Genomic DNA, 25,476 nt, shown 5'->3' with positions numbered 1-25,476 from the left:
AGAGCAGCGTCTAAAGCAAAACGCATGAGGAAACTCCAAAAACCTCCGCAACAGGCGTATGTATAACAGAAGGTTAAAGCGCAGGGGGAGGGGGGACCTGCGCCTTGAGCCTGTCCCTGGGGAGGTATCTGACTCTATGGTTACCGGCGGTGCCGGCCGGTCAGTTTCCCACCACCCCGACCGGTCGCCCGGCAACCACCACCAGAGCCTTGCGCGCACCCGCGAGACGCTGCGAGACGCGGCGCAGATCCTCCAGCGTCACCGCCTCGATCAGCGAATTGCGGCGATCGATATAATCCATGCCGAGCTTGTCGATCTGAATCTGGAGCAATTGCCCGGCGATCTTCGAGGAGGTGTCGAAGCGCAGCGCATAGCTGCCGGTGAGATAGCTCTTGGCCTCGTCCAGCTCCTCCTGGGTCGGGCCTTTGTCGAGGATCTGCTGAAACTCCTCGTTGATGATCTTGATGGATTCACCCGCGCGGTCGTTCTTGGTGGCCGTGCCGGCGAACCACAGGCCCACGTGTTCCAGCGCCACCTGGTAGGAATAAACCGAATAAGCGAGCCCACGCGCCTCGCGCACTTCCTTGAACAGGCGCGAGGAAAAGGCGCTGCCGCCGAGAATGTGGTTCAGCACATAGGCGGGGATGAAATCCGGGTCCTGCCGCTCCAGCCCGTCGGTGCCGATCATGACCACGGACTGGGGGACATCCAGCGGGATCACATCGGTTTTGCCGAGGCCCTGGGGCTGCACATCCGCGACCGGGGTCAATTGCGCGGTGGCGGGAAGCGCGCCGAACACGCGGTCCAGCTCGGTGGCGAGCTCCTCGGGCGTGATGTCGCCCACCACCGCCACGCGCAGGTTGGAGCGCGCAAGGTTGCGCTTGGCGAAGCCCGCCAGATCCTCACGCGTGATATCGGCGACGCTGGCGAGCGTGCCGTCCACTGGGCGGCCATAGGGATGGTTCGGGAAGGCGAGCGCGAACCAGCGCTCGTTGGCGAGCGAATTGGGATCGGTCGAGCGCCGGCGCAGGGAGGCAAGCTGCGCGGTGCGGATGCGCTCCACCGCCTCGGTATCGAAGCGCGGTTGGGTCACCGACAGGCGCAGCATGTCGAAGGCGGTATCGCGGTTTTCCGAAAGGGTGCGCAGCGAGCCGCGCACCTCGTCGCGCCCGGCGTCGAAATGCAGCTCGATGGCCTTGTCGGCCAGCGCCTGATGGAAGCGCTCGGCGTCATATTCGCCGGCGCCTTCGTCCAGCAGCGAGGCGGCGAGGCTGGCGATGCCGGGGCGCTCCGCCGGATCCTGCGCCGCGCCCCCGAGGAAGGCGAATTCCATGGCGAGGAGTGGCAAGGTGGTGTCGCGCACCAGCCAGGCCTCGATGCCGCCGGGGCTGACCACGCGCGTGATCCGCGTGGTTTGGGACTGGGCGGGAGCCGCGGAAACAAGAGAGACAGCCATCATCACCAACACAAGAATGCGAGCGCTAAAGAGGGAAGCGGCGGGGCGTGCGCTCACGAGCGCTTCTCCGGCGCCGCAGGCGCGGCTGCGGGGGGCGGCGTCAGATAGCCGGTCACCGCGCGCTTCAGCACGAGATAATGCGCGGCCGCCGCCTTCACGTCCGCCGCGCTCACGCGCTTGATGAGATCCGGCCAGCGGTTCACATCCTCGACGGAAATGCCGGTGGCCCAGGCCGCACCATAGATGCGCGCGAGGGTCGCCTGGTTGTCGCGGGCATAGATCGCTTCCGCCGTCAGGCGGGTCTTGGCGCGGGCCAGCTCGACATCGTCCGGCCCGTCCTTCGCCATCTTGGCGACCACGCCGTCCATCGCCTGTTCCAGCGTCTCCAGTGTGACGCCCGGGCGGGGCGAGGCGGAGATGCCGAAGCGGGTCTCGTCATAGGCCGTGCTTTGGTACCAGGCGCCGGCGCCGGCCGCGAGGCCCTGCTCGGCCACCAGTTCGCGATACAGGCGGCCGGTCTGCCCGCCGCCGAGGACTTGGGCGAGCACGTCCAGCGCCTCCGCCTCGCCGGGCTTGGCGGTGCGATAGGAGGGCACCAGATAGCTGCGCTGAAGGCTCGGCTGGGCGACGCGCGGATCGCTCAGCGAAACCCGGCGATGGACCTGCGGCTCGGGCTCCTGCGGGCGGTTGCGCGGCGGCGTGTCGGCACGGGGAATAACGCCATAGATCTTTTCGGCCAGTGCCCGGACCGCCTCGGGCTCCACGTCGCCCGCGACCACCAGCACCGCATTGTTGGGGGCGTAGAAGCGATGATAGAAGGCGAGCGCGTCCTCGCGGTTCAACTGCTTGATCTCGTGTTCCCAGCCGATGATCGGATGCTGGTAGGGATGGTTCACATAGGTCGCGGCCTGGAGCGCCTCGGACAGGCGGGCGCCGGGATCGCTGTCGGTGCGCATGCGGCGCTCCTCGAGCACCACGTCGCGCTCGGGCAGCACCACCGCGTCGGAGAGCTTCAGCCCGGTCATGCGATCGGCCTCGAAGGTCATCACCGTTTCCAGGTGCTCCTTGGCGACGCGCTGGTAATAGGCGGTGTAATCCTGCGAGGTGAAGGCGTTTTCCTGGCCGCCGAGGCGCGCCACCTCGCCCGAGAACTTGCCGGGGCCGGCCTTCTCGGTGCCCTTGAACATCAGATGCTCGAGGAAATGGGCGATGCCGGATTTGCCCGGCTGTTCGTCCGCCGAGCCGACCTTGTACCACACCATATGGGTGACCACGGGCGCGCGGTGGTCGGGAATCACCATCACCGTCAGGCCGTTGGCCAGCTGGTATTGGGTGACGTCCGGCCCTGCGGCGGAAGCGGCGTTCAACGTTGCTGCGGCGGTTCCCGCGGCGACCATTGCGATCATTGCCAGGCGTCTCATCTGTTCGTTTCTGCCTTTTTGAGGCATGGGCCGCGCGAAGGGGGGACGGCGCATCGCCTTAAAATAGGAAGCCGGCGGCGCTCTGCCACTGCGGCGGGGCGTGTTTCGCGCACATTCCTGCGCGCGTGAGACCCTCGCGCGCGCGGTCCTGTTTCCTTACGCGGTTCGGCACGCCGCGAAGAGTGGTGCCGGGGAGCGGCGCGCCCGCGGCCCGGAACGCTCACTGGCGATCGAACAGGGTGGGGAATTTGAACGGTTCCGTCTTCTGCTCCACCACCCCATAGGGCGCGTTGGGCGCCGGGGTCTGGTAGCCCGGAGGCGGCTCGGTCAGCTCTGTCCGCTCGGGCTCGCCGTTGAAGGTGAGCTTGTCCTTGTCGCCGCCCTGGGGCGCGAACCAGGTCTTGAACCCGAGTTCGCTCGGCAGCAGCACGTCGCGCTTGGATTCCGCCCCGACGGGCGCGCCATTCGCAACGCTCTGCGTCGGCTTGAGGCGCGGATTGTTCAATTGCGAGGGCAGCAGCACGCGGCTTGAATCGGTGAGGCCCACCGGCGTCTGGTCCCCGGCCTTGGCCTTGGCGGCACGGATCACGTCCGGATCCTTCGGCCAATTGGGGTTGGCGGCCGCACCACCGTCGCGCGGGGGCGGCAAGGTATTAGCGGCGCTCGGCGGGGGAACCACCAGCGGGGCACGCTCGCGATATTGGATCTGCGGCTTCTCGTCGTCATTGAGGCCGAGGAAGCCGCCGAGCGTGGTCTTGAAGAAGTCGCCGGTGTCGCTTTCCTGGGCAAAGGCGAGGTTCGGCGTGGCGGAGAGGGCGGCGAATGGAAGCGCGGCCAGCATGAGACCACGCAGCATCAAGGCTCGATTCCGCCGATTTTCCGTCATTCGCATGGGCCTTTCCCTCGTGCGCCTGCCCCTTCTCGGACATTCAGCCCATACGGCTGGGGTCAGAGGGCGGCATTTTTGAGGCGCGTCCGAAGAAAGCATCATAAAGCAGCACGGCCACGCCCACAACGACCGCCACATCCGCCACGTTGAACACGTACCAATTGAAGCCGAACGCGTGCAGCGACACGAAATCGAACACCGCGCCATAGACCACCCGGTCGGCGGCATTGCCGATGGCACCGCCGATCAAAAGGCCGAGGGAGAAGGCCTCCAGCTTGCGCGGGGTGCGGGCGAGCCACACCGCGAACAGCAAGGAGGCGATCACCTTGAACGCCACCAGCACCCAGCGCCCGGTCTCGCCCTGGGGGAACAGGCCGTAGCTGATGCCGCTGTTCCAAAGCACAACCAGATTGAGGAACGGCGTCAATTCCCGCACGCCCTCCGGCCAGCTCTGTGACCAGGCGAGCACCGCCGTCTTGCTGCCCTGGTCGAGCACCAGGACGATCAGCGCCACCAGGACGCCGAGGCGGATGTGGCGCACGGGGCGGTTCATTCGGCTGCGGCTCGCGCGGCCAGCTCACGCAGGGCGCGGGCGTCGCGCAAGGTTACGTCGGGATAATCGGGATCGCTGCCGACCTCCTCCAGCACTTTCCAGGAGCGCGCGCATTTGCGGCCCTGCGCCAAGGCGGGCACCACCGCGACGCCGGGCACATCGTCCAGCATGAACGCGCCCTCGGGCGGCTCGGCGAGAATCAGGGTCGCGCCGGAGGTGATGCACACTTCCGCTAGGTCCACGCCCTCCAGCGCTGCGGCGAGGTCCGCACTGGTCACATGGATCTGCGGCGCGGCTTCGAGCGAGGAGCCGATGCGCTTGGCGGTGCGTTCCACCTCCAGCGCGCCGAGCACGACGCGGCGCACGAGGCGGATTTTCCGCCAGGTTTCCGCGAGCTCCTCATTCTTCCACGCCGCCGGCGTTTCCGGGAAGCTGCGCAGATGCACCGAGCCGTCCGCGCTGCCGGTGCGGGCGAGGAACGCTTCCTCGCAGGTGAAGGGAAGAATCGGCGCGAGCCAGGTGACGATGCGTTCGAACACCTCGTCCAGCACGGTGAGGCAGGCGCGGCGGGTGAGCGAGGAGAGGGGATCGCAGTAAAGCGCATCCTTGCGCACGTCGAAATAGAAGGCGGAAAGCTCGCTGGTCATGAAGGACGTCAGCAAGGTGTGAACCTTCTTGTAGTCATAGGCCACGTAAGCGGCGCGGATCTGCCCGTCCAACTCCTGGAGGCGATGCAGGATCAGCTTTTCCAGGGGCGGCATGTCGGCGAAGGCGACCCGCTCGGCGGCGTGGTAATGATGCAGCGAGCCCAGCAGCCAGCGCACGGTATTGCGCAATTTCCGGTACGTATCGGCGGTCGTCTTCAGGATTTCGGGGCCGATCTTCAGATCGTCCGCATAGTCCGAGGCGCACACCCATAGGCGAAGGATGTCGGCGCCGGAAGTCTTGATCACGTCCTGGGGCGAGACCACGTTGCCGAGCGACTTGGACATCTTGTGCCCGTTCTCGTCCAGCACGAAGCCGTGGGTCAGCACCGCGTCATAGGGCGGGCGGCCGCGCGTGCCGCAGCTTTCCAGCAGCGAGGAGTGGAACCAGCCGCGATGCTGGTCCGAGCCTTCCAGATACATCACCCGGTCCGGCCCGTCCGGCGGGCGGTTCGCCTTCAGGTCCGGGCGCACTTCCAAAGTGAAGGCGTGGGTGGAGCCCGAGTCGAACCACACGTCGAGAATGTCGTCCACCTTCGCCCAGCCTTCGGCGGCGCGGTCGGCGAGGAAGCGTTCGCGGGCGCCGTCCTTGTACCAGGCGTCGGCGCCTTCCAGCGCGAAGGCCTCGGCGATGCGGGCGTTCACGGCGGAATCCTTGAGGATCTCCACCGAGCCGTCGCCAACTTCCTTCACGAACACGGCGATGGGCACGCCCCAGGCGCGCTGGCGCGAGACCACCCAGTCGGGCCGGCTGGCGATCATGCCGGTGATGCGGTTTTCACCCGTCGCCGGCACCCAATCCACGGTCTTGATGCCGGCGAGCGCGCGTGCGCGCAGGGTGTCGGCCTCATTCCCGGCCAGCGTCGCCGGACGCGGCGCCGCCGTGCCGTCCGCGTTGCGGATGTCCTGGTCCATGGCGATGAACCATTGCGGCGTGTTGCGGAAGATCACCGGCTTCTTGGAGCGCCAGGAATGGGGATATTGATGCTTCAGCCGCCCGCGCGCGAGCAGGTTTCCGGCCGCCACCAAAGCGTCGATGACGGCCTGATTGGCATCGCCCTTCTCGCCCTTTTCGGTGATGACGCGCTTGCCTGCAAAGCCCGGCGCCTGGTCGGTATAGAAGCTGTCTTCGTCCACCGTATAGGGGATGGCGGGATTGATGCCGCGCTCCTCCAGCCAGCGGCGATGCTGGGTCCAGATCTCGAAATCCTCGCGGCCGTGGCCGGGGGCGGTGTGGACGAAGCCCGTGCCCGCATCGTCGGTGACGTGGTCGCCTTCGAGCAGGGGGACTTTGAAGCCATAGCCGAGTGAGGCGAGCGGGTGAGAGGTGATGAGATTCGCGAGGACATCCGCCGGCACGTCGCCGAGGCGGGAAAAGCTGGTGACGCGGGCGGCCTTGAAGACCTCATCGGCCAGCTTATCGGCGAGGATCAGCTTGTCGCCAGCCTTCGACCAATTGTCAGCCGGCGCCTCGGTGACCTCATACAGGCCGTAGGAAATGCGGTTCGAGAAGGAGATCGCCCGGTTGCCGGGCATGGTCCAGGGGGTGGTAGTCCAGATGACGACGGAGGCTGACAAGATCGCGTCGAACGCGGCTTTAGCCTCCGACGGCAAGCCACTAACAAGTGGTCCGTAGGCAGTGAAATCTCTATCTACCGGAAACTTCACCCACACCGTATCCGACTGGTGGTCGTGATATTCCACCTCGGCCTCGGCCAGCGCGGTCTTCTCCACCACCGACCACATCACCGGCTTGGAGCCGCGATAGAGCAGGCCGTTTTCCGCGAACTTGATGATCTCGCGGGCGATCTGCGCCTCGCCGAGGAAGCTCATGGTGGTGTAGGGGTGGTCCCAATCGCCCTCGACGCCCAGGCGCTTGAATTCGGTGCGCTGCTCGTTCAGCCAATGCTCGGCATAGGCGCGGCATTCCTGGCGGAAGGCGATCATGGCCGCGCTGTCGGAGAAGTCCGGCTTGGCCTTGCCCTTCTTGCGGTAATTCTCTTCCTCGATCTTCCATTCGATCGGCAGGCCGTGGCAATCCCAGCCGGGCACATAATTGGAATCGAAGCCCAGCATTTGCTGGGAGCGCGTCACCACGTCCTTCAGGATCTTGTTGAGCGCGTGGCCGATATGGATGTTGCCATTGGCATAGGGCGGGCCGTCGTGCAGCACGAAGCGCGGGCGCCCGCGCCCCTCTTCCCGCAGCTGTTCGCGCAGGCCAATGCGGGCCCAGCGCTCCAGCAGTTCCGGTTCCTTCTTGGGCAGTCCGCCCCGCATGGGGAATTCGGTCTGCGGCAGGAACAGGGTCGCGGAATAGTCCACGGCGTCGGACGGCGTCTTCTCGGTCATGGGATCGGGCTCGAAAGGGATCTTGGCGGCAGATCGTTACATCGTGAGGCGCACCCCGGCGCATCGGCGGGGCGGTCGCGGCGAAGGGGCGTGTCCCGGTTGACCCCGCGCGCTCAGGCGCGCTGGCGGGGTGCCGGGCTGGTAATTCGCGCCCAGGCCGGGCGGCGCGCGCCCTGATGTGACGGTGCTTGTGCCATGCAGGGCTTCTAGCAGGGCTCTCGGCGCGGGAAAAGCCCGGATGGAGCACGGACGGGCGAAGGCCGGCGGCGCGAAAGCGCGCCATGCCGCCATCGGGCCGCCCCAAAAAGCGATGAAGCCCCGGCCATGCGGCCGAGGCTTCATCTTCCCCTCTTGTTATTTCGGTCGGACACGCCGTTTCGCGGGGCTTGTCCGGGAAGTCGCACGGCCCGGTTCGCGCCAAGGCCGCATTCTGGTCCGCATCGACCCGCCGCACGGGCGGGCCCTGTCCGGTCGAGCCGGAAGAAGCGGGGCGGCGCTGTCGCCGCCCCTCAGGCTCAGCTGTGGTAGGCGCGTTCGCCGTGCTCGGTGATGTCGAGGCCTTCGCGTTCCACTTCGATCGGCGCGCGCAGACCAACGACGGCCTTGATGATGTAGAAGAGGATCGCGGAGCCGACGCCAGACCAGACGAGGGTGACCAGCACCGCCTTGATCTGGGCCATCACCTGAGCGCCCATGGCATATTCCGCGACCGCACCGGTGGTGTAGTCGTAGATGCCGGTGCCGCCGAGGGCCGGGGCGACCACGATGCCGGTCGCGATGGCGCCGAAGATGCCGCCGATGCAATGCACGCCGAACACGTCGAGCGAGTCATCGTAACCGAAGGCGTTCTTCACGGTGGTGCAGAAGAAGAAGCACAGCACGCCGACGATGAGGCCCGAAACCAGCGAGCCCATGATGCCGGCGAAGCCCGCCATCGGGGTGACGGCCACGAGGCCGGCAACCGCGCCCGACACGACGCCGAGCATGGAAGGCTTACCCTTGGCCAGCCATTCGATGATCATCCAGGAGATGGCGGCGGCGCAGGTGGCGATGAAGGTGTTCATCATGGCCAAAGCGGTGAGGCCGTTGGCTTCGAGGTTGGAGCCGGCGTTGAAGCCGAACCAGCCGACCCACAGGAGGGAGGCGCCGACCATGGTGAGCGTCAGGGAGTGGGGGGAGAAGGCTTCCTTGCCGAAGCCCGTGCGCTTGCCGACGATGAGGCAGCCCACGAAGGCGGCAATACCGGCGTTGATGTGCACCACGGTGCCACCGGCGAAGTCGATGGCGCCGAGCTTGTAGATGTAGCCGGCATCGGCGAGCACCGCGTCCAGGGCTTCCTGGGCAGCGGCCTTGGCCGGTCCGTCAGCCGCAGCCGCAAGCGCCTTGGCCGCCGCGTCCACCGCGTCCGGGCCGGCCCAGTACCAAACCATGTGGGCCATGGGGAAATAGATGAACGTGACCCACAGCGGCACGAACAGCACGATCGCCGAGAACTTCACGCGTTCCGCGAACGCACCGAAGATCAGCGCCGGGGTGATCATGGCAAAGGTCATCTGGAAGGCGACGAACACCAGTTCCGGAATCGCCACGCCGACCGTGAAGGTACCGCCGGCGGAATCCACCGTGATGCCCTTCATGAAGGCCTTGGAGAAGCCGCCGACGAAATCGGAGCCGCCGGTGAAGGCCATGGAATAGCCGTACAGGACCCAGATGAGGCCGACGATGCAGACGGTGTAGAACACCTGCATCAGCACCGAGAGCATGTTCTTGCCGCGCACGAGGCCGCCGTAGAACAGGGCGAGGCCGGGGACCGACATCATCAGCACGACCATGGCGGAGACCAGCATCCAGGCCGTGTCGCCCTTATTGATGGTCGGCGCCGCGGCAACCGCCGCCGCGGCGTCGGCCGCCGGCGTGGCTGTCTGCGCAAGCACGGGCAAGGCAAGGGCCGCCGCTGCGAGAAGGGTTGGCAGTCCCACGCGGGACCAGGTCTTGAACGTCATGGAATATGGCTCCGTGAATGAGGATTGCTCAGAGGGCGTCGGTGTCGGTCTCGCCGGTACGGATGCGAACCGCCTGATCGATCTGGAAGACGAAGATCTTCCCGTCGCCGATCTGGCCCGTCTTGGCGGCGGCGGTGATGGCTTCCACCACCTTCGCGACCTGATCGGAGGCGACCGCCACCTCGATCTTCAGCTTCGGGAGAAAGCTCACGGCATATTCGGCGCCGCGATAGATTTCCGTGTGCCCCTTCTGGCGGCCATAGCCCTTGACCTCGGTCACGGTCAGGCCGTGGACCCCGATGCCGGTCAGGGCGTCGCGCACCTCTTCGAGCTTGAACGGCTTAATGATGGCCATCACGATCTTCATGGATCGATCCCTGTCCCTGTCCCCGTGATGCCCTCGCACCGCAAAGCGGAGGGCGCGTTCTTCCGGGCTGGGCCGCGCGTGACGGGGAAAATCCACGCTGCAGCACCCAAGCCTGCGGATAGGGAATCAAGGACCGTGCCAAATGGGTAAAGCCTCGTTTACGGCGTGCTTATTTTCTCGCCACGAGACTCTTCGTCATGCGGTTGCCGCAACGTTGCCGGAATTTTAGCCTAAAAATTCATCATATTGCTTAATCCGCAGTCACCTTGGGGTGACTGGGCGCATCAGACCTTCCTGTGCCGCGGAAGCGACCAGCTTGCCGTCGCGGGTGAATAATTCCCCCCGGCAAAATCCGCGCGCGCCCCCGGCCGCGGGGCTTTCCTGTACGTAAAGCAGCCATTCGTCGGCGCGGAACGGCTGGTGGAACCAGAGCGCGTGGTCGAGGCTCGCCACCTGGATATCCGGGTCGAACACGCTCTTGCGATGCGGCACCAGCGCGGCCTGGAGCAGCGACAAGTCCGATGCATAGGCCAGCACGGCCTGCTGGGTGCGCAGGTCGTCCGGCAGGGGGCCGCGCGCGCGCACCCAGATACTCGGCCGGGAGGTGTTGATATTGCCGGAGAGGAACGAGGGATCGAGGCTCGTCGGCTTCACTTCCAGCGGGCGCAGCGCCATCCAGTCGCGCTTCGAGGCCGCGGGAAAGCGCTTCAACAGCTTCTCGCGCCACACTTCGTCGGAGGGCAATTGCTCCGGCTGGGGCACCTGCGGCATGGCGATCTGGTGCTCCAGCCCCGGTTCCAGAAGTTGGAACGAGGCGGACATGGAGAAGATCGCCTTGCCGTGCTGGATCGCCTTCACCGTGCGGGTGGTGAAGGAGCGGCCGTCGCGGATGCGGTCCACCTCATAGACGATGGGGATCGTGGGATCGCCGCCCAGCAGGAAATAGCCGTGCAGCGAATGGGTGATGCGGTCCATCTCCACGGTGCGCTGGGCGGCCACCAGGGCCTGCGCCACCACCTGCCCGCCGAACACCCGCCCACCGCCGGGGCTCCCGCTGCGACCCCGGAACAGATTGATCTCCAGGGACTCAAGGTCGAGGATGTTCAGAAGGGCTTCGACATCATTCATGGCGGGGCTCGACCTTGGCGGGTGTTGGGCAGGTTCGGGCGAGCGAGCCACGCGCGGGGGCGCCCGTCAAGGTCAGGCTGCCGCACGCGCCCGCACCACCGGGCCGCTTTTCAGCTCGCGCCATGGTATGGGCGGCGGGCAAATCGAGGAGAAGATCATGACCGCCAGCGCCCAGACCCACACGCCCGCCGCAGGCCGCGCCGATGTGGTGATCGCGGGGGCGGGGCTCGCGGGGCTGAGCCTTGCGCTCGCGCTCAAGGACGGGCTCGGACGCGACGCCGCCATCACGGTGCTGGACCCGGCCTTCGCGCGCGGCGCCTGGGGCGATCCGCGCGCCTCCGCCATCGCCGCCGGCGCCCGGCGGCTGCTCACCGTGCTCGGCGTGTGGGACAAGGTGGCGCCGGCCGCCGCGCCGATGCGCACCATGGTGGTGACCGACAGCCGCACCCGCGACGTCGCCCGCCCGGTCTTCCTCACCTTCGACGGCGAGGTCGAGGCCGGCGAGGCGTTCGCCTACATGGTGCCGAATGCCGTGCTCCAGCAAGCCCTTACCGAGGCCGCCCAAGCCGCCGGCGTGGCACTGATCGCCGAGCCGGTGCGTGATTTCTCCACCGACCGCAGCGGCGTGACCATCTCCTACGGCGCCGACCAGACCTTGCGCGCGCCGCTCCTGGTGGCCTGCGATGGCGCGCGTTCACGGCTGCGCGAAATGGCGGGCATCCAGACCGTATCCTGGGCCTATGGGCAATCGGCCATCACCTTCACCGTGGAGCACGAGCGCCCGCATGAGGGGCGGGCGGAGGAACATTTCCTGCCCGGCGGTCCGTTCGCCACGCTGCCTTTGCCGGGCAACCGCTCCTCCGTCGTGTGGACCGAGCGGACGGCGGAGGCGCAGCGCATCGTTGAATTGCCGGATTTCCGCTTCCAGGAGGAACTGGAACAGCGCTTCGGCCTCTCCCTCGGCGCGGTGAAGCCGGTGAGCAAGCCGAGCGTGCATCCCCTCGGTTTTGCCATGGCGCGCAGCTTCATCGGCGAGCGGTTCGCGCTGGTGGGCGATGCCGCCCATCTCATCCATCCCATCGCCGGGCAGGGGCTCAACATGGGCCTGCGCGATGTCGCCGCATTGGCCGAGGCGATCACGGACGCGGCCCGGGTCGGGCTCGATTACGCTTCGCCCCAGGTGCTGGAGCGGTATCAGCGTTGGCGCCGGTTCGACACCCTGGCCATGGGGGTGGCCACCGACGGGCTGAACAAATTATTCTCCAACCATTCCGACGCTCTGCGCCTGATGCGCGATGTGGGCCTTGGCCTGGTGGACCGGCTGCCGCGGCTCAAGGGCCTGTTCATCAAGGATGCGGCGGGGCTGACCGGTGCGGTGCCCAAGCTCATGCGCGGGGTGGCGCTGTAGCGCGCCGCTCCCGCCTTGGGAGGGGCGGGCGGGGGAATCGATGCCTGCCGGGCGGCTGCACCGCGCTTTTTTCGAAAAATGTTTCACGTGAAACAATGGCTTAGCGAAGACGAACACGGTGCGAAGCGGGTTTCCCGTGGCTTCTCTGTCGATGAAATCGGCTTTTCGGGCGAATGTTCGCCGCAGATGAATCCGCAGCGTGCAAACCGCCCGCGATCCGTGTCTATGCGACCGCACGCAACCGGAAGTTTTGTCTGGGCCTCGGATCGACATTCCTCAGCCCGAGCGGCGACCCAGATTGATCTTCCTTTAACCCGAGCTTCGCCTCGGGGCATGTTCCTTTGCTCCGATCCGTGCCTCGGGTTAGCTTCCCTCCGCCTGAGCTTCGCCTTAGCATCCCCTTTGCACCTTGCACCTTGCCTGAGGCTTCCGCCTCAGGGCCTCCTTTGCCTCTGCCCGAGGCTTGCCTCGGGCTATCTGCCTGCCTGAGGCTTCCGCCTCAGGTGTCTTCTCGTCTCTGCCTGAGGCTGCGCCTCAGCTTCCCTCACCTTTGCCTGAGGCTGCGCCTCAGCGTCACCTTCCCTCTGCCTGAGGCTTCGCCTCAGCTTCACCTCCCCTTTGCCTGAGGCTTCCGCCTCAGGCTTGGGTCTCGATGAAGCGCACCAGCGCCGGCAGAACGCCGGGGTGGAGCGGGGCGGCGCGGTTCTTGTAGAGGGCGAAATTGGCCGCCCGGTCCTCCGGCGCCACCTTGAACATGTGGTTCGCGTCCGCCAGCGTCACCACCTCCGCGTCCGGCCGGCCGCGCCGCAGGGCTGCGAGATCCTGCCCGTTCACCTGGAGATCGCGCAGCCCCTGCACCAGCAGGGTCGGCGTGCGCACATGGGCGAGGTCGCGCGCCGGGTCCACCGCGCATTCCGAGGCCAGGAAGGGCTGTACCGAGGGGCGGAACGCCATGCGCAGCGCGGGCGGCACCTCGCCCACCCGCCCGCCGGCCGCCACCGTCCGCAGGATGGTCAAAGCCTTGTCCAGCATGGAATCGGTGAGGTTCATGGCCACGAACTGGTCGCGCAGGATATCGGCCAGCGGCCGGCCTGCGCCGGCCAGCAGCACCAGCCCCGACACCGGCACCCGCACCGCGCTGCGGGTCGCGACGCTCGCGCCCTCGCTATGGCCGATCACGATCAGGCTGGAGACATCCGCCCGCGCCGCGAGCGCGCGCAGGGCGTTGACGCTGTCGTCCACATATTGGTCGAAGCGCAGATCCTCTTCGCGCGCCACCAGGGCGCGGCTGCCGCCGACGCCGCGCTTGTCGTAGCGCAGCACCATGTATCCGGCCCCGGCAAGGCCGAGCGCGATCTGGCGATAGAGGTCGGTGGAGATGGACGGGCCATTGCCGTCGCGGTCCAGCGGTCCCGAGCCGGGCAGAAGCAGCACCGCGGGCCCTGTGGCGCGGCCGTCGCGGGTCAGCGCCAAGGTGCCGCTGAGCCCGCCGAGGGCCCAGGGCTGTTCTTCCACCTCGAAGACGGGAGCCGCCCCGAGGCGCCGGGAACCGGTCAGCAGCAGGCCACAGGCGCCTGCCGCCAGAAGCGCGCGGCGGCTGATCACGCAGATTCAGCCGTTGAGTTCGGTTTCTGTCAGGCGACGGGCTTCGTCGGCCAGCATGATCGGGATGCCGTCGCGGATCGGGAACGCGAGCTTGGCCGCGCGCGAAATCAGTTCCTGGCGCGCGCGATCATAGGAAAGCGGCGCCTTGGTGAGCGGGCAGACCAGGATTTCCAGAAGCTTGGGATCCACTTCGTGGCCCGGTCGCTGCGGTTGCGTCATCGAATATCCCCTTGAAACACCATAAGATCCACCCTCCGCAAAGGGTCCCCGGATCGGACACGGCATAGACCAAACGCGGCCGAGTGTAGCTGTTGCAGCGCACACGTCCATGATGAATTTTGCCGGCACCGCTCCGCGCCATCATGGTCAAGTCCAAGATATAGCAGGCAAAAGTTCTTTGGTCTCGCGGCTTCCGGCGGGCGGCGCGGGGCCTGGCGCGAGAGATCGTCGCGGGTGATTGGTCACGAGAAGTGATCAATGCCATCGCATCCTTTCGCTATTCGCACCGCGGCCCGCAGCCTAGAACGGGCCGCGCGCGGGATCGCCGCCTCGGGCTTTGCCAATGCGTCAAGGCGGCGCCGGCGCGCCGTATATTCCTCTCGCGCAGGCGCGTTGGCCGACGCTGCCTCGGGTGCCGTTCGTCCATGCCCTCTCGTGTCGCCCTCGGGCTCTTCCTCGGCTTCATCGGGGTGCTGATCTTCGGCGCCACCTTGCCGGCAACCCGCTTGGCCCTCACCGGGCTGAGCCCGGATTTTCTGACCTTCGGACGCGCCGCCCTCGCCGGGCTGGTGGCGGGCGCGCTGCTCCTGGTGCGCGGCCGCTCGGTTCCGCGCCACCCAGGCGTGATGCTGGACCTGGCGGTGGTGGTCGCGACCCTGATCTTCGGCTTTCCGCTGCTGATGGGCTTCGCCACGCTCACCGTGCCGGTCGCCCATGCGGGCGTGGTGCTCGGCCTGCTGCCGCTGGCGACCGTGGCCGGCGCGGCGGCGCTGGCTGGAGAACGGCCGAGCCGCGCCTTCATCCTCCTCAGCTTGCTCGGCGCGGGGGTGGTGGTCGCCTTCGCCCTGCGCAACGGCGGCGCGGACCGTTTCGGCTTCGGCGACACCCTGCTGGTGCTGTCGGTGGTGGCGTGCGGTATCGGCTATCCCGTGGGCGCCCGACTTGCCCGGCATATGGAAGCCTGGGAAGTGATCTCATGGGCCCTGGTCCTCGCCCTGCCGCTGACCTTGCCGCTGAGCGTGCTGACCTTTCCCGCCCATGTCGCGGCGGTGCCTGCCGGCGCATGGGCGGGAATGCTCTATGTGGCCCTGATGAGCCAGTATGTCGGCTTCTTCTTCTGGAATGCGGGCCTCGTGCTGGGCGGCATCTCCCGGGTGTCGCAGGTGCAGCTGCTGCAAACCTTCGTCACCGTGGGCTTGGCCTGGCCGGTCAATGGCGAGGTGCCGGACCTTGAGACCCTGCTGTTCGCCGCCGCCGTCGTCGGCATCGTGGCGCTGGGACGCGGGGCGAAGGTGCGGACCGTGGCGGTGGCCGGGCCTTGAACCCTGCCCCATGGACAAGGGCGCGGCATGCGACCCTCCGCTTGCACGCTCTCCCGCGTGCGGGAGAGCGTGAAGGTCAGTCGGCGAGGCCGAGGCTCGGCGCCGCGCGGCGTTCCAGCACGCCGCGAATGGCCTCCACCAATTCCGCTTCCTTCACCGCGAACTGGGCCGGGCGGGCGGCGCGATATTCCGCATTGTCGGCGATGCCGGCGGCGATCTTCGCGCCTTCCACCAGATCCTTCACCTGCACCTCGCCCGCGTCCTTCTCGTTGGACCCCTGGATGATGACCGCCGGCGCATTGCGCTTGTCGGCATATTTCATCTGCGCCTTCATGCCGCCGCCGCCGAGATACATTTCCGCGCGGATGCCATTGGCGCGCAGGTCCGAGACCATCTTCATGTAATCGGCGATGCGCTCGGGCTGCTTGTCCATGACGAGCACCACCACGGGGCCGATTTCCGGCTCCGCATCCATCTTGCCGAGATGGGCGAGGGCATGGAGCAGGCGCGACACACCGATGGAGAAACCGGTGGCGGGCACCGCCTCGCCCCTGAAGCGCGCCACGAGCCCATCATAACGCCCGCCGCCCGCCACCGAGCCGAACCGCACCGAGATTCCAAGCTCGTCCTGAACCTGGAAGGTCAATTCGGCTTCGTAGATCGGCCCGGTATAATATTCGAGACCGCGCACGACGGAGGGGTCGAGAATGATGCGGTCTTCACCATATCCCGCCGCGCGACAAAGTTCGGCGATGGTCCTTAGTTCGTGAACGCCAGATAACGCGGTCGGATTGCTTTCGTAATCTCGCTCCAATTGACGCAGCCAAGCCATCTCATCCATTGTAGATGGATCCTCGTTGAGGGGCTTCCGCGTTCCAACGAGCATTGTTTTAGTGATCGCGGAGATCTGCGCGCCATCGAGTCGAGCGCCCTTGGTAAAATCACCACTTTCGTCGCGCCGTCCTTCGCCTAGCAACTGCCTCACGCCCAAGACGCCCAGCTTATCCAGCTTGTCGATCGCCCGCAGCACGGTGAGCCGGCGCCCGGCATTCTCCTCGCCGCCGAGGCCGATGGCCTCCAGCACGCCGTCCAACACCTTGCGATTGTTCACCTTGATCACATAATCGCCGCGCGCGATGCCCACCGCTTCCAGCGTGTCGGCGGCCATCATGCAGATTTCCGCGTCCGCCGAGACCGAGGGCGCGCCCACCGTGTCGGCGTCGAACTGCATGAACTGGCGGAACCGCCCCGGACCGGGCTTCTCGTTGCGGAACACGAAGCCCGCGCGATAGGAGCGGAACGGCTTGGGCAAGGCGTCGAAATGCTCGGCCACATGGCGGGCGAGCGGGGCGGTGAGGTCGTAGCGCAAAGAGAGCCACTGCTCGTCATCGTCCTGGAACGAGAACACGCCCTCGTTCGGACGGTCCTGGTCGGGCAGGAATTTGCCGAGCGCGTCGGTATATTCGATGGCCGGGGTTTCCAGCGCGTCGAAGCCGTACAGCTCATAGACGGCGCGGATCTTGTCCAGCATGGCGCGGGTCGCGGTCAGCTCGGCGCCATGGCGGTCGACGAGGCCGCGCGGCAGCCGGGCCTTCGGCTTGTTGCTCTGCGTGGACATGGGAAAATGCGCCTGTTGTTCTTGTGCGGAAAGCCGCGTCTTAGAGGAGGCGGGCAGAGGCGGCAAGCGGGCGCCCCGTGACGCAGCCCCGCGCCGGACGTATGAAGGGGCCATGAGCGATCCCGCAGCCGCCGGCCCCGGCGCCTCCGATGCGAATGGCGCCGATCTGGATGGCGCCGAATTCGATCCGCCGCCCGACCGGCCCCTGAAGCGCGGCTGGACCACGGGCGCCTGCGCGGCCGGCGCCGCCAAGGCGGCGTTCGCGGCGCTCGCGGGCGGGGATTTTCCCGATCCGGTGGAGGTGGAATTGCCCTCCGGCGCCCGGCCTGCCTTCGCGCTGGCGGTCCATGCGCGCGACGGGGATAGCGCCATGGCCGGCATCGTGAAGGATGCGGGGGATGATCCCGACGTCACCCACGGCGCGCTGGTGATGGCGCGGGTGAAGCGCTTGGCGGCGGGCAGCGGCATTCTGTTTCGCGCCGGCGAAGGCGTGGGCACGGTGACGCGGCCCGGCCTGCCGATCCCGCCGGGCGAACCCGCCATCAATCCCGTGCCGCGCGCCATGATCGCGCAAGGCATCGCGGAAGTCGCGGCGGCGCATGGCATCGGCGCCGATGCGGAGGTGGAGATTTCCATCGCGCATGGCGCCGAACTGGCGCTGAAGACCCTCAATCCGCGCCTCGGCATCCTCGGCGGGCTGTCGGTGCTTGGGACGACGGGCATCGTCATCCCGTTTTCCTGCTCGGCTTGGATCCATTCCATCCATCGCGGCATCGATGTCGCCCGCGCCATGGGGCTGGATCATGTGGCAGGGGCGACCGGCTCGGCCTCGGAAGCAGCGGCGCAGAAATTTCACGGCCTCGACGAGGTGGCGCTGATCGATATGGGGGATTTCGTCGGCGGCATGCTGAAATATCTGCGCGCCCATCCCGTGGCCAAGGTGACGGTGGCGGGCGGCGTCGCCAAGATGACCAAGCTCGCCCAAGGCCTGCTGGACCTGCATTCCAAGCGCGGCGCGCCGGACCTGGAAGCGCTGGCGCGCCTCGCCGAAGAGGCGGGCGGCTCGGCCGGGCTGTGCGCGCGCATCCGCGCCGCCAATACGGTGGCGGAAGCCTTCCAGCACGCGAGCGCGGAAGGGCTCGCGCTCGGCGATCTGGTGGCCGCGCGCGCTTGGAGCACTGCTTCGGCGGCGCTGGGGCGGGCGGATGTGGCTTTGGAAATCCTGGTGTTCGACCGCACCGGCACGCTTATGGGCCGCGCCCCCTTCGCGCCGGCGGGGAAGGGCTGAGCGCTAGAGCATTTTCGCGCGAAGTGGACACCGGTTCGCGTGAAGAAATGCGACAACGCAATGACCTAGAGTATTTCATCGTTTCCGTGAAACGATGAAATACTCTAGGTCGGATCGACATTCAGCTGCCTGGTGGATCGTCGAGGCGGCCGGATGGCAGGTACGCGCGATTGTCTTTCCTTTACCAGCCGTCATGGCCGGGCTCGTCCCGGCCATCCATGCCGGGCCGAACGTGCGGGCCTTGAAGAGCTGGCACCAGCGACACCGCGTGGATGCACGGGACAAGCCCGTGCATGACGTCTCCTGCAACGGCGTAAAGCCCTGAAGGTCGATCGGTGCTATCCTCCCATGCCCCGGAAGCGGCGGACGTAATCCACGTCATAGAGCGCGCTCTCGCGGAAATCGCGTGCGCCGAGCGCCGGTCCCACCAGGATCAGCGCCATGCGCTCGATCGGGTCGGCGGCGATCTGTGCGGCGATGTCGCCGAGCGTGCCGCGCACCAGCTTTTCGTCCGGCCAGCTCGCTTTCGCCACCACCGCCACCGGGCAATCGGCGCCGTAGAAGGGGATAAGCTCGCTCGCGACCCGCTCCAGCCCATGAATGGCGAGATGGATCGCCAGCGTGGCGCCCGTCGCGGCGAAGGCGGCGAGGGTCTCGCCCGGCGGCATGGCCGAGGCGCGGCCGGAAATGCGGGTGATGACCAAGCTCTGCGCCACTTCCGGCACGGTCAATTCGCGCCCGAGCGCGGCGGCCGCCGCCGCGAACGCCGGCACGCCGGGGGTGAGCGTATAGGCGATGCCGTGGCGCTCCAGCCGGCGGATCTGCTCGGCCACCGCGCTATAGACCGAGAGATCGCCCGAATGCAGCCGCGCCACATCCTGCCCCGCGTCATGGGCGCGCACATATTCCTGCTCGATGCGGTCGAGATCGAGCGGGGCGGTGTCGATCAGCCGCGCGCCGGGCGGGCAATAGGCCAGCAATTCCGGCGCGACGATGGACCCGGCATAAAGGCACACCGGGCAGCGGGCCAGCAGATCGCGCCCGCGCACCGTGATGAGGTCCGCCGCGCCCGGGCCGGCGCCGATGAAATGAACGCTCACGCATCGTCTCCGCTGCGCGCGAGGGCGCAGGTCACAGGGCCGAGCGCGAGGCGCGGGCCGAGAAGCTGCGCGCCGAGCCCCGCCGCCGCCAGCGCGGCGGTCTCCGCTGCCGAGGGCACGCGCAGCAAAGCGACCACGCGCTCGGAATGGGTCTGCGTGCGTTCAGCCATGGCTTCGAGCTGGCCCTGGGGCACCAGCACCAAAGGCAAGCCGAGTTCGGCCGCCGCCTGGGAGATGCCCACTTCCCCGCCCTTCACGGCCGGGGTCGCCACGGCGCCGAGAGCGGTGCGCTCGAGGTCCGCGCGTTCCAGCGCGCCGTCGATGGCGGCGATCACTTCCTCCGCCGAGGCGCCACGGCGGCTGCCGATGCCGGCGACGATCATTGCGCCTCCCTTCCTGGCTTCATCCAGCGCCATTGGGTGATGGGCATGGCCGGGCGCCAGCCCGTCATGCCCTTGATGGGCTCCGCCCGCGATAGGACGATGCGCAGCAGATCACCCCCGAGCCGCGCATGCAACGCAAGCAGCACCGCTTCGGTTTCCAGCGTCACGCCGTTCGCCACCAGCCGTCCGCCGGGCTTCAGCGCCGCTTCGGCCGCCGCGATCACGCCATCCGCGCTCGCCCCGCCGCCGAGGAAGATCGCGTCCGGCGCCGGCAGGCCGGCGAGGGCGCCCGGCGCCGTGCCCTCGATGATGCGCAGATGGGGCACGCCGAGCGCCGTGGCGTTGCGCCAGATGCGCGTCGCGCGCTCAGGATGGGATTCGATCGCGATGGCGGCGAGCGAGGGGTCCGCCAACAGCCATTCGATGGCGATGGAGCCGGAGCCGCCACCCACGTCCCACAGCAACTCGCCCTTGCGCGGGGCGAGCGCGGACAAGGTCATGGCGCGGATCTCGCGCTTGGTGATCTGCCCGTCATGCTCGAACAAAGCGTCGTCCAGCCCGCTGGCGCGGGTGAGCACGGCGCCCGTGCCCTCAACCTCGATGGCGAGGACATTGAGCGGGTCGATGTCGGGCAGGGTGAAATCGCGGGCGTGGGCGCCGCGGATGCGTTCGCGCGGGCCGCCCAGCGCTTCGAGCACGGTGAGGCGCGAGGCGCCGAAGCCGAGCCCGGTCAGCAAGGCGGCGAGCGCGGCCGGGCCGGTCTCGTCCGAGGTCAGCGCCAGGATCCGGCAGCCGGGGTGGAGGAACGGGCGGATGCGGCCGATCTCGCGCCCATGCAGCGACACTTGCGCCACCTCGCCCAACGCCCAGCCGAGGCGCGCCGCCGCGAGGCTGAAGGCGGAGGGCGCTGGGATGACGTGCATTTCGCCGGCGGGAACATGGCGCGCGAGGGTCGCGCCGACGCCGTGCAGAAATGGATCGCCCGAGGCGAGCACGCACACGTTTTTTCCCCGCGCGGCGAGCACCTGCGCGACCCCTTCTGCAAACGGGCTCGGCCAGGGATGCGCTTCGCCCTTCACGGCCTCAACCGCCAGCGCGAGATGCCGCGCGCCGCCGAACACCATCTGCGCCTGCGCGATGCGTGCGCGGGCGGTGGGCGAAAGCCCGTCCAGCCCGTCCTCGCCGATGCCGACGATGGACAGCCAGGGTGCGGATACGGCAGTCTCCGGCCCCGTTCCTCCGGCGCCGATGGCTTCGCCCGATGCTCGATCCTGTTCCTGCGGTTCAGCCATGACGCGACCGATCCTCATTCTCGGCGGCACCCGCGATGCCCGGCAATTGGCGGCGCGACTCGCCGACCGCGACGATCTTAGCCTGTTGCTGTCGCTTGCGGGACGCACCGAAAATCCCGCGCCCCAGCCGGTGCCGGTGCGCAGCGGCGGCTTCGGCGGCGCCGAGGGGCTCGCGGATTTCCTGCGCGCCCACGGCACATGCGCGGTGATCGACGCCACCCATCCCTATGCCGCCAACATCTCGCGCAATGCCGCTTTGGCCTGCGCGGCGATCGGCGTGCCGCTGCTCGCCCTCGGCCGTCCCGCCTGGGCGGCGCAGGCGGGCGATTGCTGGCGCGAGGTGGAGGATGTGGCGGCGGCCGTGGAGGCGCTCGGCACCGCGCCGCGCCGGGTGTTCCTGGCCCTCGGCCGCAACGAGGTGCGCGCCTTCGAGGCCGCGCCCCAGCATGCCTATCTGGTGCGCAGCGTCGATCCCATCGCCCCGCCGCTCGCGGTGCCGCACGCCGAATATATCCTCGCGCGCGGCCCGTTCAGCGAAGCCGACGACCGCGCCTTGCTCGGCGCAAGCGGCATCGAGATCATCGTCGCCAAGAATTCCGGCGGCACCGCCACCTATGGCAAGATCGCCGCCGCCCGCGCGCTCGGCATCGCGGTGGTGATGCTGCGCCGGCCGTCCCTGCCGGACGTGCCGCGCGTGAGCGATGCCGATGCGGCACTGGCGTGGCTCGACGCCCGCCTTCATCCCGCGGCCCGCGCGGAGCGGGGGGAATAGACCAGCGGGGACAATCCCGGCCGCTCCACGATCCGCGTCTCCTCGCTGCCGATCAAAACGCAGGTGGCCATGTCCGCCTGTTCGCCCTTCGCCTCGGCAAGGGTGGAGAGGACGATGCGCTCGTCCGGCCGTCCCGCCGCGCGGCCGAAGATTACCGGCACGGACGGGGCGAGCACGCCGCGTAGCAAAGCGAAGGCGGCATCCAATTGCCAGGGCCGCGCGCGGCTGATGGGATTGTAGAGCGCGATCACGAAGCCGGCCTCAGCCGCCGCCTTCAGGCGGGCTTCCACCAGCGGCCAGGGCTTGAGATTGTCGGACAGGGAGAGCGCGCAGAAATCATGCCCCAGCGGCGCGCCGATGCGGGCCGCGACCGCCAGCATGGCGGTGATGCCGGGCACCATCTCCACCTCCACCGCGCGCCACTCAGGCGGGCCGTGCTCGATGGCCTCGCAAACCGCCGCCGCCATGGCGAACACACCGGGATCGCCGCCCGAGACCATCACCACCCGCGCCCCCGCCGCCGCCCGCTCCAGCGCCGCGCCGGCGCGGCTCAGCTCCTCGCGATTGTCGGTGGCGTGGCGCAATTGGCCCGGCTTTTCGGGCACGCGGGCGAGATAGGGGCCATAGCCGAAGATCTCCTGCGCGGCGTCGAGCGCGGCGCGGGCCTGGGGCGTCACCTGTTCCGGCGATCCGGGGCCAAGGCCGACGACGCAAAGATGCCCGCTCACGCCGCGCCCTCCCAGCCCGGCACCAGCACGATGGCGAAATAGGGCGCGCGGGCATCGTCGCGTCCGGCGAGCGGAATATGGGTGCAGCCCGCCATGGTGCCGCGCTCCACATAGATGGCGCGCTCCAGACGGCCGGCGCGTTCCAAGGCGCGGCGGATCTTCGGCAAATTGCGGCCCACCTTCATGATGACGGCGGCATCGGCCTGGGCGAGGCGCAGCGTCAGCGCGTCCTCGTCCAGCGTGCCGGGCAGCACCATCAGCACATCCTCGCCCTGGGCGATGGGCGCACCCACCGTGGACCAGCACCCCGACATGCCGGTGACCCCGGCGATCACCTGTGTCGGGAAGCGCGGGGCGAGGCGCACATGCAGATGCATGTAGGAGCCATAGAATAGCGGGTCGCCCTCGCTCAGCACCGCCACCGTCTGCCCTGCCATCAGCCGTTCGGCGAGCGCGGCGGCGGAGGCGTCGTAGAAAGCCGCGATGGCGCTGCGATAGGCGTCGTCGCGATGCGGAATTTCCGTCGTCACGGGATAGAGCAGCGGCACTTCCTCCGCGCCCGGCGGGAAATGGGCGCTGGCGATGGCGCGGGCGTGGCTGGAATTTCCCGCCTTGGCGAAATGCGCGATCACATCCGCCGCGCCGAGCGCGCGCACCGCCTTCAGCGTGATGAGTTCGGGGTCTCCCGGCCCGACGCCGACACCGATCAAACGTCCCGTCACAGGCCGGCCCTCGCAAGCGAATTGAGCGCTGCGGCGGTGATGGCGCTGCCGCCGAGCCGTCCGCGCACGATGGCAAAGGGGATGCCACGCGGATTTTCCGCCAGCGCATCCTTGGATTCGGCCGCCCCCACGAAGCCCACCGGCATGCCGAGGATGGCGGCCGGGCGCGGCGCGCCCGCGTCCAGCATTTCCAGGAGGTGGAACAAAGCGGTGGGCGCATTGCCGATGGCCACCACCGCGCCCTCCAGATGCGGCCGCCACAATTCCAGCGCGGCGGCGGACCTCGTGGTGCCGAGCCGTTCCGCCAATTCCGGCACCTGGGGTTCGCGCAAGGTGCAGAGCACGGGATTTTGCGCCGGCAGGCGGGCGCGGGTGACGCCATGGGCCACCATCTGCGCATCGCACAGGATCGGCGCGCCGGCTTTCAGCGCCGCGCGGGCGGCGTCCACAAATCCGGGGCCGAACACGAAATCGCGCGCCGCTTCCACCAGCCCGCAGGCATGGATCATGCGGACCGCGAGGTCCGCTTCGTCCTCGGTGAAGCGCGAGAGGTCCGCCTCGGCGCGGATGATGGCGAAGGAGCGCTCGTAAATGGCGGTGCCATCGCGCACATAATCGAACCCGGCAGCCATCAGGCGGAACGCTCCTTAAAGGCCTGCGCGAGCAGGCGGGACAGGGCTTGCGCCCCGCTTTCGCCGGGCTGTCTGCCCGGCGCGGCGAGGCGGGTGAGGGTGGGGACGAGGGCGACAAGCGAAAGCGCGGCCAGCGCCACGCCCTCCGCCGTGCCCTCTCGCACGAGGGCGATGGGAAAGTCTACAGCCGGCAAGTTTCCCAAGGACAAGTTTCCCACGGGCGAGTTCGCCGCTGGCGAGTCTGCTGGGGGCGAGTGCGGTTGGGGCGGGTCTGCTGGCGGCAAATCGACGGGCGGCGAGTCCGGAAATGGCACGGGCCGTGGTGAGAGGTCCGGTGGTGGCGGGGCTTTGCGCCCGACGAGCGTCACGGCCGCGGGCGCGGGATGGGCGCAGCCCTTGGCGCAGCCGGAGACATGCACCTCGAACGAGCCGTCCAGCAGCGGGGCGAGCGCGCGCGCCACCTGCGGAGCGAGCGCGCGCGCCGGCAGCAGGCCGGAGGCGCAAGCCGGCGCGCCCGGACAGGCGGCAACGAAACCGCGCGGATCGGCGGGATCGGTGAGGAGGCCGAGGGTCGCGGCGGACCGTTCCAGGCGGGCGGCGCCGTCCTGCGTCAGGCCAATGGCCAGCAGCGCGCGGCCGGGGGCAAGGCGGATCTCCCGCGCGCCGGCCTGTTCTGCGGCTTCGATGAGGGCGATGAAAGTCTCCGCCTCCAGCGCGCCGAACGGCAGGCCGATGCCACGGGCAAACGTGCCGTCCGCGAGCGGGTGGAGATGGAGCGGGCCGGGGCGGGCTTCGGGGGAAGGATGCGCGGGCGCGTGCCGGCGCGCGAAATCACCCGCCCCAAACACCACCGCGCCCCCTCTCCCGCTTGCGGGGGAGGGTTGGGGAGGGGGCAGGGAAGCGAGGGATTGAGGGGGCACCGGCGCGAGGGCTTGAGGGGGCTGGGGCGCGATATTTTGAAGGTCCAGGCGCGCGCGGTCGCCGCCCGAGTCCGCGCCCGCATCCGCGTGCGTACCGGTCGGCTGCAGTGCGGCATCGAGGCACTCTTCCCCCTCCCCAACCCTCCCCCGCACGCGGGAGAGGGGGCCTTGCGGCTCTTGGCACGGGAGGAGGGAGGGGGAATCGGCGCTTGTCCCTTCCGGACCGGCTGCCGGTGCCGCCGGTCCTCCCTCCCCAAACACCACGGCGCTCCCTCTCCCGCTTGCGGGGGAGGGCTGGGGAGGGGGCAGGGAAGCGAGGGATTGAGGGGGCACCGGCGCGAGGGCTTGAGGGGGCTGGGGCGCAAAATCACTCGTCCCAAGCGCCACTGTGCCCCCTCTCCCGCTTGCGGGGGAGGGTTGGGGAGGGGGCAGGGAAGCGAAGTTCTGAAGGGGCAGGGAAGCGAGGTCTTGTGCGTCCGGGCGCGCGCGGTCGCCGCCCGAGTCCGCGCCCGCATCCGCGTGCGTACCGGTCGGCTGCAGTGCGGCATCGAGGCACTCTTCCCCCTCCCCAACCCTCCCCCGCACGCGGGAGAGGGG

Annotated in this window: 22 protein-coding genes; 5 read left to right on the top strand and 17 right to left on the bottom strand. The window is 68.4% G+C overall.

Annotation, left to right across the window (positions count from 1 at the left end; translation table 11 throughout):
- Positions 1-160: 160 nt before the first annotated feature.
- From V5G24_RS19055 to tesB, 8 genes are all read right to left on the bottom strand, one after another.
- Entirely contained in the window at positions 161-1,396 is a 1,236-nt protein-coding gene (locus V5G24_RS19055; RefSeq protein WP_394085098.1) for a M16 family metallopeptidase, read from the bottom strand.
- A 113-nt stretch (positions 1,397-1,509) separates the two neighbouring features.
- Entirely contained in the window at positions 1,510-2,877 is a 1,368-nt protein-coding gene (locus V5G24_RS19050; protein ID WP_394085099.1) for a M16 family metallopeptidase, read from the bottom strand.
- A gap of 220 nt (positions 2,878-3,097) precedes the next feature.
- Positions 3,098-3,733: a hypothetical protein gene (locus V5G24_RS19045; RefSeq protein ID WP_394085100.1), complete on the bottom strand. Its 636-nt coding sequence runs from the start codon at positions 3,731-3,733 to the stop codon at positions 3,098-3,100.
- 73 nt (positions 3,734-3,806) lie between these two features.
- Positions 3,807-4,319, bottom strand: a complete 513-nt coding sequence (lspA, locus tag V5G24_RS19040) for a signal peptidase II (protein WP_394085101.1) — start codon at positions 4,317-4,319, stop codon at positions 3,807-3,809.
- Positions 4,316-7,372: an isoleucine--tRNA ligase gene (gene ileS / locus V5G24_RS19035; protein ID WP_394085102.1), complete on the bottom strand. Its 3,057-nt coding sequence runs from the start codon at positions 7,370-7,372 to the stop codon at positions 4,316-4,318. Before ileS ends, lspA begins: the two co-directional genes overlap by 4 nt.
- Before the next feature lie 515 nt (positions 7,373-7,887).
- Positions 7,888-9,375 carry an ammonium transporter gene (locus V5G24_RS19030; protein ID WP_394085103.1) on the bottom strand — a complete coding sequence of 496 codons (1,488 nt, stop codon included), beginning with the start codon at positions 9,373-9,375 and terminating at the stop codon, positions 7,888-7,890.
- Positions 9,376-9,403: 28 nt separating this feature from the next.
- A complete protein-coding gene (locus V5G24_RS19025; protein ID WP_348844448.1) occupies positions 9,404-9,742 on the bottom strand; it encodes a P-II family nitrogen regulator in 339 nt (112 codons plus the stop codon).
- Between the two features lie 261 nt (positions 9,743-10,003).
- Positions 10,004-10,870, bottom strand: coding sequence for an acyl-CoA thioesterase II (gene tesB, locus V5G24_RS19020; protein ID WP_394085104.1), 867 nt, complete (start codon positions 10,868-10,870; stop codon positions 10,004-10,006).
- 157 nt (positions 10,871-11,027) lie between these two features.
- Here tesB and V5G24_RS19015 point away from each other — a divergent pair, with 157 nt between their 5' ends.
- Complete coding sequence (locus V5G24_RS19015) at positions 11,028-12,278, top strand: ubiquinone biosynthesis hydroxylase (RefSeq protein ID WP_394085105.1); 1,251 nt, start codon at positions 11,028-11,030, stop codon at positions 12,276-12,278.
- A 636-nt stretch (positions 12,279-12,914) separates the two neighbouring features.
- Here V5G24_RS19015 and V5G24_RS19010 read toward each other — a convergent pair.
- A complete protein-coding gene (locus V5G24_RS19010) occupies positions 12,915-13,883 on the bottom strand; it encodes an alpha/beta hydrolase (RefSeq protein WP_394085106.1) in 969 nt (322 codons plus the stop codon).
- A 6-nt stretch (positions 13,884-13,889) separates the two neighbouring features.
- Positions 13,890-14,102 (bottom strand): Trm112 family protein, encoded by a 213-nt coding sequence (locus V5G24_RS19005; RefSeq protein ID WP_394085107.1) that lies wholly within the window; start codon positions 14,100-14,102, stop codon positions 13,890-13,892.
- A 425-nt stretch (positions 14,103-14,527) separates the two neighbouring features.
- On the opposite strand from V5G24_RS19005, the gene V5G24_RS19000 reads away from it, so the two are divergent.
- Entirely contained in the window at positions 14,528-15,424 is an 897-nt protein-coding gene (locus V5G24_RS19000) for a DMT family transporter (protein ID WP_394085108.1), read from the top strand.
- Positions 15,425-15,500: 76 nt separating this feature from the next.
- On the opposite strand, the gene hisS is transcribed toward V5G24_RS19000, so the two are convergent.
- Positions 15,501-17,042 carry a histidine--tRNA ligase gene (gene hisS / locus V5G24_RS18995; protein WP_394085109.1) on the bottom strand — a complete coding sequence of 514 codons (1,542 nt, stop codon included), beginning with the start codon at positions 17,040-17,042 and terminating at the stop codon, positions 15,501-15,503.
- Between the two features lie 112 nt (positions 17,043-17,154).
- Here hisS and V5G24_RS18990 point away from each other — a divergent pair, with 112 nt between their 5' ends.
- Positions 17,155-18,330, top strand: a complete 1,176-nt coding sequence (locus tag V5G24_RS18990) for a cobalt-precorrin-5B (C(1))-methyltransferase (RefSeq protein ID WP_394085110.1) — start codon at positions 17,155-17,157, stop codon at positions 18,328-18,330.
- Between the two features lie 193 nt (positions 18,331-18,523).
- Positions 18,524-18,655 (top strand): hypothetical protein, encoded by a 132-nt coding sequence (locus V5G24_RS18985; protein WP_394085111.1) that lies wholly within the window; start codon positions 18,524-18,526, stop codon positions 18,653-18,655.
- 13 nt (positions 18,656-18,668) lie between these two features.
- On the opposite strand, the gene cobM is transcribed toward V5G24_RS18985, so the two are convergent.
- The 3 genes from cobM to cbiE are packed head-to-tail and all read right to left on the bottom strand — an operon-like array spanning position 18,669 to position 21,105.
- A complete protein-coding gene (gene cobM / locus V5G24_RS18980) occupies positions 18,669-19,430 on the bottom strand; it encodes a precorrin-4 C(11)-methyltransferase (protein WP_394085112.1) in 762 nt (253 codons plus the stop codon).
- Complete coding sequence (locus V5G24_RS18975) at positions 19,427-19,813, bottom strand: cobalamin biosynthesis protein (protein ID WP_394085113.1); 387 nt, start codon at positions 19,811-19,813, stop codon at positions 19,427-19,429. Before V5G24_RS18975 ends, cobM begins: the two co-directional genes overlap by 4 nt.
- Positions 19,810-21,105, bottom strand: a complete 1,296-nt coding sequence (gene cbiE / locus V5G24_RS18970) for a precorrin-6y C5,15-methyltransferase (decarboxylating) subunit CbiE (RefSeq protein ID WP_394085114.1) — start codon at positions 21,103-21,105, stop codon at positions 19,810-19,812. Before cbiE ends, V5G24_RS18975 begins: the two co-directional genes overlap by 4 nt.
- On the opposite strand from cbiE, the gene V5G24_RS18965 reads away from it, so the two are divergent.
- Entirely contained in the window at positions 21,104-21,877 is a 774-nt protein-coding gene (locus V5G24_RS18965) for a cobalt-precorrin-6A reductase (RefSeq protein ID WP_394085115.1), read from the top strand. The genes cbiE and V5G24_RS18965 overlap by 2 nt on opposite strands.
- Here the strand turns inward: V5G24_RS18965 and V5G24_RS18960 are convergent.
- Genes V5G24_RS18960 through V5G24_RS18950 form a run of 3 tightly spaced genes read right to left on the bottom strand, consistent with a single transcriptional unit; the run spans position 21,844 to position 23,959 of the window.
- Positions 21,844-22,605 carry a precorrin-3B C(17)-methyltransferase gene (locus tag V5G24_RS18960; RefSeq protein ID WP_394085116.1) on the bottom strand — a complete coding sequence of 254 codons (762 nt, stop codon included), beginning with the start codon at positions 22,603-22,605 and terminating at the stop codon, positions 21,844-21,846. The two genes, V5G24_RS18965 and V5G24_RS18960, sit on opposite strands and share 34 nt — an antisense overlap.
- The gene (locus V5G24_RS18955) at positions 22,602-23,327 is read right to left on the bottom strand and encodes a precorrin-2 C(20)-methyltransferase (RefSeq protein ID WP_394085117.1); all 726 of its coding nucleotides are present in this window, start codon (positions 23,325-23,327) and stop codon (positions 22,602-22,604) included. Before V5G24_RS18955 ends, V5G24_RS18960 begins: the two co-directional genes overlap by 4 nt.
- On the bottom strand, positions 23,324-23,959 hold the full coding sequence (locus V5G24_RS18950) for a precorrin-8X methylmutase (RefSeq protein ID WP_394085118.1): 636 nt from the start codon (positions 23,957-23,959) through the stop codon (positions 23,324-23,326). The genes V5G24_RS18955 and V5G24_RS18950 overlap by 4 nt, the downstream gene beginning before the upstream one ends.
- Between the last annotated feature and the right edge of the window lie 1,517 nt (positions 23,960-25,476).

Origin of the sequence: Roseixanthobacter finlandensis (assembly GCF_043195105.2) — a bacterium.
GTDB lineage: Bacteria > Pseudomonadota > Alphaproteobacteria > Rhizobiales > Xanthobacteraceae > NCEH01.
This window is presented reverse-complemented; position numbering and strand designations above follow the sequence as displayed.